Consider the following 10,395-nt stretch of genomic DNA (forward strand, 5'->3'; position numbering starts at 1 on the left):
ATGGCTCACCGCAGTCCTTGCATCTCCGTTGCCAGCGATGGACAGGGCTGGACGCTTCTGCTGCTCTCCACGCGATTGCGCCCGCGGTGTTTGGCCTGGTAGAGCAGCATGTCCGCCTCCAGGAACAGTTCGGCCAGATTGCCGTGCTCTTCATGGCGCGCGCAAGCGACGCCGATGCTGCCGCTGATGGATAAGGTGCGGCCATCCACGACTGGGTTCAGATTATGGATGGCCAGACGCAGGCGATTCGCCACATTGCAGGCTTCCAGATCATTGGTGCAGGGCAGCAGCATCACAAACTCTTCGCCGCCATGTCGACCGAGCAGATCGGTTTGGCGGGCCTCCTGGCGCAGGCAGTCCGCCAATTCTTTGAGCACATCATCGCCGGCCTGATGGCCGAAGCGATCATTGATGCTTTTGAAGTGGTCCAGGTCGATGAGAAGCAAAGCCAGCGGCATGCGTTTTTGCCGCGCATGCTCGAACAGTTGTTCCGCTTTCTCTTTGAATGTCCGATGGTTGTACAGCCGAGTCAGTCCATCCTGCTGGGCCTGGTCTTGCAATTGCAGCAGCAATCTTTCATAGCCGAGATAGAGGATGGAGAGGCCAAAACTGAAGCCGATCCAGAATAAGGCAAGCGATGCGAGCAGATTGAACTGCGGAAAGTCGAGCTTGTATCCCGAGGCGGAGATGAATAGCCGGAACAGGGAGGTTGCCACCATCAGCGACGCCACGCCCAGCAAAAGGCGATAGGCGATGGGGGGCGCTTGATGCCGGTTGCGGAACAGCTGGTAAACGATCAGCGACCAGCACAGCAGATGGGTGCTTGACGTGACCACTACCCGTTTGTCGAAGTTGCTGCCGCCTGCCCAGTATATATAGGCCAGCATCGCGGGGACGCAAATCAGCAGGTGGCGGCACCATAAGGGTTGGCGGGAAAACGCTTGCCGGGTAGCGATTACCGCCAGCGGATGAAACAGCATGAGAATGGCGGTATTGGTGATCAGCATGGGCCATGCGCCCATCCCGGCCGGGAAATAGGCGAGCATGGTGCCGATGGCGGTTACCACGCCACCCAGGCTAAGCGTGAACAGGCTTTTTTCTTTCCGGTTATTGAACCAGAAAAGCAGTGTCACCATAGTCAGCATGACGGTGTAACCCGTTGTGCTCAACAAGGTTGATTTGAAGTCGAGGATACTTTGTAGGGGCGGGGCAGACATGAGATTGACTCAATTTGGTTTGCGTTTTTATTTAATGCATGCCTTTGGTTTATTTTGTGTTGATCTTTTGATGATCCGCATGGCATTTTGGTAATTATGCACTGGAAATATGCGGGACTGCATGAATTTTGTTGTTTTGACATTGGTATAAGAGGCTGGAGTGCAATAAGCTTAACTTTGTTATCACTGTTTAAACTTGAATGACTATTCAGAAATACTTCGCCTGTCCATGAATATTTCTATCGCAGTGGAATCACAAGGAACAGGCAAGTCAATGTGATTTCCCTATGATGGGCATTGCGCCGGCCATGATGCTGGATGCAGTCCACGCTGCAATCCTCGGGCGGTCAGAACCTGGCCTATTCACATATGCCCGGAGAAAAGCGGAGCTTTCGGATAGGGACGTCTATTCCAGATTGATGGCGCAAGGCTGCGCTTGCGCATGTTGTGACGGCGGGGTCGATCTTGATGCTTTCGGCATTGTCGGAGCGCTAATCGTCGGGGCAGGTTTTATCCCGAAGGGTGGTAGGCGGCGTTTGTTTTGCAAAATAGCTCGATGAAGGCATCCGCCTCCATCGGCGGGGCATAGAGAAAGCCTTGCCCCAAGCGGCAGCCGGCCTCTAGCAGAAAGTTGGCTTGACGCTTGGTTTCCACGCCCTCGGCGATCACTTGCAAGTCCAGCTTGCCTGCCAGCGCGATAATGGCTTCGCATAGGGCTTGATCGCGCGCGTCTACGTCCAGCTGGCGGATGAAGGATTGGTCTATTTTGAGATAGTCCAGATTGTATTGTTTCAGGTATGACAACGCGGAATAGCCGGTTCCAAAGTCGTCCAGGGCGATCATGAAGCCCGCCGAGCGGTAGAGGTCTAGCGCTTGCCTGACCTTGGGGTCGGCGTCAAGCAGCAGTCTTTCGGTGATTTCCAGCACCAAGGTATTGGTCGGCATGCCGGCTTCACGGGCTTTATGTATCCAGCGCGTGTGGTTTTGCTCGTCGCGGAAGTGCAAAGCGGAAACATTGATGGAGACCTGCGGCGCGCGGTCCAACGATGAGAGCCAGCGGCTCAGTTGCCGAAGCGCTTCGTCGAATACCCATTCGCTGATCGGGCCAATCATGCCGCACTCTTCCGCGATGGGAATGAACACGCTGGGGGAAATCTCCCCGGTTTGTTCGTGGCGCCATCTCAATAACGCTTCCGCTTTGACCACCTTCCCGTCGGCGAGATCGACGATGGGCTGGAATAGCAGGCGGAGCGCGCCATGCTCCAGGGCTTGATGCAGTCCGCTGGAGATTTGCAGGCGGATTTCGGCGGCCTTTTGCATGGCGGGGGCGTAGAAGCAGCAGCGATTGCGTCCGGCCTGTTTGGCGCCGTACATGGCTTGGTCGGCATTGCGCAATAGTTCGCTGACCGCCGCGCCGTCCGTGGGCGCGAGCGCGATGCCGATGCTGCCGCTCACATAGCAGGTCATCTGCTCCAGCTGCACCGGCTCGCTTAATTTGTCCAACAGTTTCTGCGCGGTCTGGTCGATCTGCGACGGCGCGCGCACATCGCCCAGCACGATGCAGAACTCGTCGCCGCCCAGCCGCGCCACCGTGTCGCTGGCGCGCACGCACGCTTGCAGCCGCGCGGCGATGATGGTCAGCAGATGGTCTCCCGCCGCGTGGCCCAGCGAGTCGTTGACGTGCTTGAAATGATCCAGATCGATCAACAGCACCGCCACCATCTTGCGGTGGCGGGTCGCCTGAGCCAGTTCGTATTCCAGGCGGTCGAACAGCATGCGCCGGTTGCTCAGATTGGTCAGCGGGTCATGCTTGGCCAGAAAGTCCAGTTGCTCCTGGGCGGCCAGCACCGAGCTGATGTCGGAAAACACCAAAACGAAATGCGTGATTTTGCCATTGTGGCCGGGCACGGCGCTTAGGCTTTCCCAAATGCTGATGCTATGGCCGCGATGGTGGAGGTAGCTGACATTGCCTTGCCACAGCTTGCGTTCGCCGTTTTGCAGCTGTTCGATCAAGCCGGCGCTGTGCGGCTTGAGGTAGAGCGAGTCGATGCTGGCCCAGCCCAGGGCCTCCGCTTCGCTGTAGCCGGTTTGCTCGGTGAAGGCCGGGTTGATGGAAACCACTTTGCGTTCCGCGTCCAGGATGGCGATCCCCTCGGCGGTGGAATCGAAAACCGTGACGGCCTGGCGCAGCCTCTCCTCGGTCTGGCGCCGCGTGGTGATGTCTTGCAGCACGCCTATGATGCGGCAATTCTGGTGCAGTTCGTCGAAACGCTTGCCGTGCGCTTCGAGCCAGCGTTCGCCGTCGGCGCCGCCATCTTGCAGGCGGAAGGAAACGGTGAAACTGCCGCCCTCCTGGCGGGTTTGTTCCATGGCCTGCATCACGGCCGGCAGGTCGCGGCGGTCTATTTTTTCCAGAAAGTTGCGGATGGGTTCGCTGATCACCTGGTTGCGCGGCAGCATGTCGAGCCCGTTCAGGCTATAGATGTTCAGATGATCGATGTCCGCGCGCCATTCCCAGATTTCCAGCCGGGCTGCTTGCATGGCCTTGCTGAACCGTCCCAGCAGGGCATCCGCGTCTTGCTGGATGTGCGAGCGCGACATCGCCATTTGCAGCGTGGCGTGCAGTTCGCGCGGCGAGACGGGTTTGACCAGATAGCCATAGGGCAGGGCGCTTTCGGCGCGTTGCAGCGTCGCATCCTCCGCATAGGCGCTGAGAAAAACGATGGGCGTTTTCAAGGCCAGATAGATTTCAGTGGCGGCATCGACGCCGTCCATCGCCCCCTCCAGATGGATATCCATCAATACCAGGTCCGGGCGCTCTTCCTTGGCCTTGTCTATGGCCAGCTTGCCGGTCGCCACCACGGCGCAGACGGTATAGCCGAGCGCTTGCAACTGGAGCTGCAAGTCCATGGCGATGATGCGTTCGTCTTCGACAATCAGGATGCGGCCCGCTTTCATGGCGCTTCTCCCGCGTCGAAAATGGCAAAGCGCGCCTCAATGCTGACGCCGGGGGCGTTGTCGCTGATTTCCAGGGTCGCGCCCATTTGCTCCGCCAGCATCGGCACCAGTTGCAAGCCCAGCGAGGAGGTGGCGCCTTCGCGCGCGGGTTTCGGCATGCCGACGCCATGGTCGGCGACGGTCAGTCTGGCGTGCTTGTCGTCCTCGCGCTCCAAGCGCAGCCAGATGGTGCCTTGTCCTTCCGGATAGGCGTGCTTGATCGCGTTGGTGAGCAGTTCGTTGATCAGCAAGCCGCAAGGCGTGGCGCGTTGCAGTTCGATGCAGACTTCGCCGGCCGGCGCGATCAGTTCCACCCGCAAACGGCCGGCTTGCAGGCCATAGCTGCTCATCATCAATTGATTGAAGCGCTGCAGGTATTCGCCCAGATCGACTTTGGAAAAGTCATGGCGCTCATACAGCAATTGGTGGATCAAGGCCATCGAGCGCACCCGGGTTTGGCTTTCCTGCAGGGCCTGGCGGGCGCTTTCCTCCCGCACGTAATGGGTTTGCATATTGAGCAGGCTGATGATGACTTGCAGGTTGTTTTTCACCCGATGGTGCACTTCGTTCAGCAGGGTGGTTTTTTCCTGCAGCGCCATTTCCAATTGGTTTTGCGCCTGCTTGCGGGCGGTCATATCGACAATGCCGGCCAGCACCATGGGGCCATCTTCGGTGACGATGGGGTTGAGGCCGATCTCGATGGGGAATTCGCTGCCGTCCTTGCGCAGGCCGAACAAATCGCGGCCCACGCCCATGGGGCGGGCTTCGGGCTGGTGTTGGAAGCGCTGCCTCAATTGGCCGTGCTGCTTGCGGAAGCGCTCAGGAACCAGCCGCTCCATTTGCATGCCGAGCAGTTCTCCGCCGCGGTAGCCGAATAGCAATTCGGCAAGCCGGTTGAACAAGGTGATGACGCCGGACTCGTTCACCATGACCATGGCGTTGGGAGATTCCTGCACTACCAGATGGAAGCGTTCTTCCAGGCGTTTGCGCGAGCTGATGTCGCGAGTGATCTTGGCATAGCCCTTCAATCCGCCTGCCGTGTTGTAAATCGGCGTCAGCAGGATGTCGGCGAGGAAGCGGCTGCCGTCCTTGCGAACGCGCCAGGCTTCGCCGGCATGGCGCCCTTCCTGGCTGGCGATGGCCAATTCCTGCGTCGCTTTTGCCATGGGATTGCCGTCGGGGGGATAGAAAAGGCTGAAGTGCCGGCCTATCACCTCTTCCGCTTGATAGCCTTCCATTCTCTCGGCGCCGGCGTTCCAGCTGCGGATGCGGCCATCCGCGTCCAGCAGATAAATCGCGTAGTCTTCCACGCAATTGACCAGCAGCCTGAAACAGGCTTCGCTTTCGTCGCTGTCAGACAACGGTTCATTGAGCAGCAAGGTGGTGCGAGGGGTCATGGAATCCCCTTGGCGAATCGCCTGAAGACAAAATGGCTGACCGCATCGAAATGGCGATGATTTCGAATCAGGCTTGCTCTCTGAGATATAAGACATGCTTAGTGCGAATTGATCTCACTAAGTATTTGCACTTGCCGGTTTTGGCGAGAGGACAGGGCGCGGCGCCCATGGGGAGCGATGTCTGGTCTGTCTTGAGCGAGTGCCCCGCCAGCGATGCTGCTTGCCGGCGGGGCGAGTGCGGTCAAGCCTCGACGCTTTCCACGGCTTCGGCGTGCAGGCGCTGGCGCGGCATGCGCAGATCCCGTCGGAGCTCGTCCGCGTCCATGACATGGTAGCCGCGTTGCTCCAGCTCTTCGCGCAAGCCCTTCACCTGTTCGGCGCTTCTAGCCTTGCGGATGCCGCCGGGCACATGCGGATCGATCAGGTTCAGTCCATCCTCCAGGCCGACGCGGATGCCGTCCAAATCCAGAGCGATGGCGACATCGACCAGGATGGCGTGCAGCGCGCCCGGCAGCAGCAAGGAAATCCGGCAATCACGGAAATGTTGGCGCAATTGTTTGACGGTGGGCCGCAGCTGTTCGGCTGCCAGCTTGGCGGCGGCGGCGGTTTCCTCCTGTTGCAGCAGGGCTTGAATCTGCTTGCGGGACGCGGGGTCGATCAGCGAGTCGTCTTCCACCTCTCCGCTGACCGGGTCGCGGCGATGCTGGTCCACGCCGGCCACCAGCATGAACAAGACCGGCGCGCCGCTGTCTTGCAAGGGCTGGCGATACAGCGTGATCGCGTTTTCGGTGATGATGTGGTTGAACACCTCGATTTCCGGACGAACGCCGGTCTGCTGGAAATGCTCCAGCTGTTCTCTCAGGAAGCCATTCGGATTGTCATAGCCTCCCCCTGTCTGGAAAACCACCGGTCCCGGGCTCAGCGAGGCGATCTCAGGCGCGGCGTAGCCCGCGTAGTTTTTCAGATGGGCGCGGCGCAAGGGGCTTTGCGAGGCAGAACGATCGCCGCGAGCGCTGGTGGAAAGGTTCAGCAACGTGGCGGGAGCGGACAGGCGCATGGCCGGCACGATGTTTTCGTATTGATCCAGTACGATTTGATTGCGCTGCTGGCCTGCGCTGATGGGCGCGCCCAGTCCCGGGATGGCGAGCTTGACCTGATCCGCGAGATCGCGCGTGTGCAGGTGGATCACGGCGGCGCCTTCGCGCGCGCAGTGAAGCGATTCCGCTACGATGCGATCCGCCGTGATGGGCAGGTGAGGGCTGCGCGCCTTGCCGGGCTGCCACATGCCGGCCTCGCTCGCTTTCCAGCCGCCAGCCAGGAAGAGAGAGGCGGCCTCAGGCGCTTGCGTCTTGATTTCCGCCACCATCTCCGGAGGAAGATAGCTGCTGAGCCGCTCAGACCGCCACACGAGATCGCCCTGTTCGGATTCCCATCCATGGGTGGTGAGCTGCTGCACCAGTTGCCGGACCAGCGCGCGGGACGGAATCAGCTTGAAAAGCGTGCGAGGCAACCGGCGCGCGGGGGCCGGGCCTGCTGCTGCCTGCGGTCTCCAAACGCCGTTTCCAAGTTGCCATCCCGCCGCTTGAAGCGCCTCCAGGCTAGTGATTTGCTGAGCCTCGGGCAGGGTGAAAAAGTCTTCCCGGCTCGCTGCCGGCGCATACCCATCTTGCAGCAGCCAGCCGCCGGCCGGAGTCGACTCCCATCCTTCGCGCTTCAGCAACTGCAGGATTTCAGGCAACTTCGCATTTGGAATTAAATGATCCAGCAGCAGGCCAGGAATGAATTTAGGTTCCTGGGGATCCAGATATTTGGGTACGGCGCCAACCGGAGCCGCCGTGATGTAAAAAGCCTTACTCATGAATCGCTCCCTGGGCTTGGCCTGCTGATGCGGCAAAGCAGGCGAAACCTTGTTTGGTTGATGGTGTGTCAATTTTTTTGGCTAATTCCGCATTATTCATGGAATGAGCCTTGCGCCATGTTCTGGTCTTTTATCCAGCTGAAGCGAAGGGGTAGGTATGGTTTCCTGTCTTAAAGTGGCCATCAATGATGGATGCGTCGTTTGTTCTGCGATTTATTTTTAATTGAATGGTTGGGCTAATTCATATTGGTATGAATGCTTAGTTGAAAATCCTGATTAGTTCATCAGGCCATGATCGAGTCATCAGGTGGTAGGCGGTCAGCTGTCAAATGAGGCGCATGGACAGACTGTCTTGGACAGGCTGTATGTTTGACGAGGAAATTATGCGGACAGAGGAGATGGAAGGCGAGGGTGTAATGCTAATTGCATATTAATTGCGTTTTATCTGTATTATTTATCCAAATGGAAAAATTGAAAATATCAGTCAGTTTAATTTTTTATAGAATTAGTGTTTTTAGAATTATTTGTATTGATTTTCTCATGATTGAATCAGATGTATTGCATAATGCGGATGGTTGGTTTTATTGTTTTTATCGTGGTTGATTTTTGAAATGAAGTTGCGCGTATGATTCGTGCGAAAGAAAGGCTTGAGCTGTGATTTTTGTTCTATTAATGATTGATTGATATGTGATATTTTTGATGAAGTTTGAGTTTTTGCGCATATTCTGCCTTGGCGATTGGGAACTGGGTGGCAGTTTTCTTGGAAAGAGTGGGTTTGAATTCAAGTGAAATCCAGATTGATTTAATCAAATGACCAGATTTGGCGGAAAACCTCCTGTGATGAGCACGTTGGCAATGATGTCGTCGATATGGCGGACGTTATTATTCGTTTGATCTGGATTCGTGAGTCCAATGCTGCGACGGCTGGTCCACAATATCGGCTATCTCCACAAGGGGTATGCCTAAACTTGCCGCCAGTCTGGGCCAAGGCTCTCCGAGGCAGACAGTGAGAGTGGCATGGCAAGCAGGCGCAACCAAGGAGTTGCAAGGTTATGTCAAATGTTTAATTTCGGGCCAGGAGGTACGAAGGCCTGATCCTGGCCGGGATCAGCTTCCGCTCCATTCGACGCGGTTCCGCCCCAGCCGCTTGGCGGAATAAAGCGCATGGTCGGCCGCCACCAGCAGCAGCTCCAGAGAGTGATTGGCGTCGCTCAGCGAGGCGGCGCCGAAACTGGCGGTGACGCTTAGGCTTTGACCGCCGGGCAACTGGAGCGGCGAGGCTTCGATCGCGGCTCTCAACCGTTCCGCCAACGAAAGGCCGGCCGCCTCGCCGCCGCAGGTTGTCAGCGCGATGAACTCCTCGCCGCCATAGCGGCCTATCAGATCGGATTCGCGGCATTCCGCGGCTATGGTGGCGGCGATGTGGACCAGCACGGCGTCGCCGGCGTCATGCCCATGGTTGTCATTGACCTGTTTGAAGTGGTCGATGTCGAACAAAATCAAGGTGATGGTGTCGCCGCAGCGCCAGGCGCGCGCGATTTCCGCCTGAGCGCTTTGGGTGAAGGCCCGGCGATTCGGCAGCCCAGTCAGAAAATCTAGGCGCGACACCTCGGTCAACTCATCGATCAGCCTTTGCTTTTCCTGCTCCAGCGCGAGCTTCTCCAGACTGCGTTGCTTCAATATCGCCAGGGCTTGCAGCAAGTCGCCGATCTCGTCCCGCCGGGGATGGGGCGGAACCGGCGCGTCCAGGTGGCCGTGCGAGATATCGGTCAACAAGCGTGAGGCCTGGAGCAGCGGCTGGGCGACCCGCCGGCGTATGAAGACGTACAGGGCCAGCTGGGCCAACAGCGCGGCCAGCCCAAGCGCGATCGCGTACATGAGGTTCCGCCGCGCGGCTTGATGTTGGCGGCGGCCGGTGTCTATGGCCTGTTCTATCATCGTGTCGCGCAGCGCCATCATGGAAGCCATGGCGGGCACGTAGCGGGAAGCGAAGGCGGCCGCGCTCAAGTGGGCGGGCGGCGCGCCATAGCGGACCATGCCGTCGACGAACTCCATCGCATCGCGGAAATACTGTTCTTCCATCGTTCGCCAGGCATCCAGCGTCGCCGGCGGCGAGTCTTGCGCGGCGATGCTGAGCGCGAGCATGCCGTGCAGTTGGACGATGCGGCCGCGCAGCATGTCCGCCTCCCGCCGCTCTTCTGCCGTCAAGGGGCGGCGGCTTGATAGGGCGCCGGTCAGTTGCGAGCCCAGCCGGCCGGCGTATTCCCGCAATTCCGTGGCCTGGCGCGCGCTGCTGAGCGGGCTGCTCAATTGGGGGTAGATGTCTTCTGCATGGATGGATAGGGCGGTGACCGCCTCCATGATCGCCGGAATGACTTCGAACATCTGATGGACCGCGGCCATCATCTGCGCCGAGTCGCGCTCTTCATAAGGCTGGCGATTGATCTCGTCGATGTCGCTGCGGGCGACCGCCAGCAGTTTCTGCGCGGACTGCATGGCGCGGCTGGCTCGGATCTGTTCGGGCGCGGCGTCTGCGCCTTGCGCGTCCAGCAAGGCCTGGATGGCGGCGTCGCTGACGATGCGGGCCCGGTGCAGACGCTCTCTGAGCACGGGATCGGGCGGGCTGCCGATCAGGCTGTTGCCGGGGCCGCGCTCCGCGGAGACCTTTTCCGCCGCCACCATGGCCAGGCGGGCGATCTGAATCGCCTGCAAGCCGTTTTCGGTGGCGTGGTAGGTTTCCCATTCGCGCTGAATGATCCAGCCCAGCGGCAGGCTGGCAAGCAGGAACAGAATGGCGGAAACCAGCGTGAATATATGGGACAGTCGCATCAGAAGTTCCGCGATGGCTCGGTTGGAGGAGCGTCGCTCGGGCTAGGCGCCAATTGAGTATATGTTCATCTGTGTCGGACGGGGGCTTTTCCCGGCG

5 protein-coding genes are annotated in these 10,395 nt (G+C 58.8%); all 5 read right to left on the bottom strand.

Going from position 1 to position 10,395, the window contains the following annotated elements:
* Nucleotides 1–5: 5 nt before the first annotated feature.
* Nucleotides 6–1,145, bottom strand: coding sequence for a GGDEF domain-containing protein (locus NKT35_RS14845; RefSeq protein ID WP_254294288.1), 1,140 nt, complete (start codon nucleotides 1,143–1,145; stop codon nucleotides 6–8).
* 582 nt (nucleotides 1,146–1,727) lie between these two features.
* Nucleotides 1,728–4,175 carry a two-component system response regulator gene (locus tag NKT35_RS14850; RefSeq protein ID WP_254294290.1) on the bottom strand — a complete coding sequence of 816 codons (2,448 nt, stop codon included), beginning with the start codon at nucleotides 4,173–4,175 and terminating at the stop codon, nucleotides 1,728–1,730.
* Complete coding sequence (locus NKT35_RS14855) at nucleotides 4,172–5,611, bottom strand: sensor histidine kinase (protein WP_254294292.1); 1,440 nt, start codon at nucleotides 5,609–5,611, stop codon at nucleotides 4,172–4,174. Before NKT35_RS14855 ends, NKT35_RS14850 begins: the two co-directional genes overlap by 4 nt.
* Before the next feature lie 241 nt (nucleotides 5,612–5,852).
* A complete protein-coding gene (locus tag NKT35_RS14860) occupies nucleotides 5,853–7,469 on the bottom strand; it encodes a 3-keto-5-aminohexanoate cleavage protein (RefSeq protein ID WP_254294294.1) in 1,617 nt (538 codons plus the stop codon).
* A gap of 1,107 nt (nucleotides 7,470–8,576) precedes the next feature.
* Nucleotides 8,577–10,298, bottom strand: a complete 1,722-nt coding sequence (locus NKT35_RS14865; RefSeq protein ID WP_254294296.1) for a diguanylate cyclase — start codon at nucleotides 10,296–10,298, stop codon at nucleotides 8,577–8,579.
* Nucleotides 10,299–10,395 lie beyond the last annotated feature (97 nt).

The sequence above is a fragment of the Chromobacterium sp. IIBBL 290-4 genome (assembly GCF_024207115.1).
GTDB lineage: Bacteria > Pseudomonadota > Gammaproteobacteria > Burkholderiales > Chromobacteriaceae > Chromobacterium.

Coding starts and splice junctions, on each gene's coding strand:
- NKT35_RS14845 (WP_254294288.1), bottom strand. CDS start 1,145: ATGCTGACTATGGTGACACTGCTTTTCTGGTTCAATAACCGGAAAGAA.
- NKT35_RS14850 (WP_254294290.1), bottom strand. CDS start 4,175: ATGAAAGCGGGCCGCATCCTGATTGTCGAAGACGAACGCATCATCGCC.
- NKT35_RS14855 (WP_254294292.1), bottom strand. CDS start 5,611: ATGACCCCTCGCACCACCTTGCTGCTCAATGAACCGTTGTCTGACAGC.
- NKT35_RS14865 (WP_254294296.1), bottom strand. CDS start 10,298: ATGCGACTGTCCCATATATTCACGCTGGTTTCCGCCATTCTGTTCCTG.
- NKT35_RS14860 (WP_254294294.1), bottom strand. CDS start 7,469: ATGAGTAAGGCTTTTTACATCACGGCGGCTCCGGTTGGCGCCGTACCC.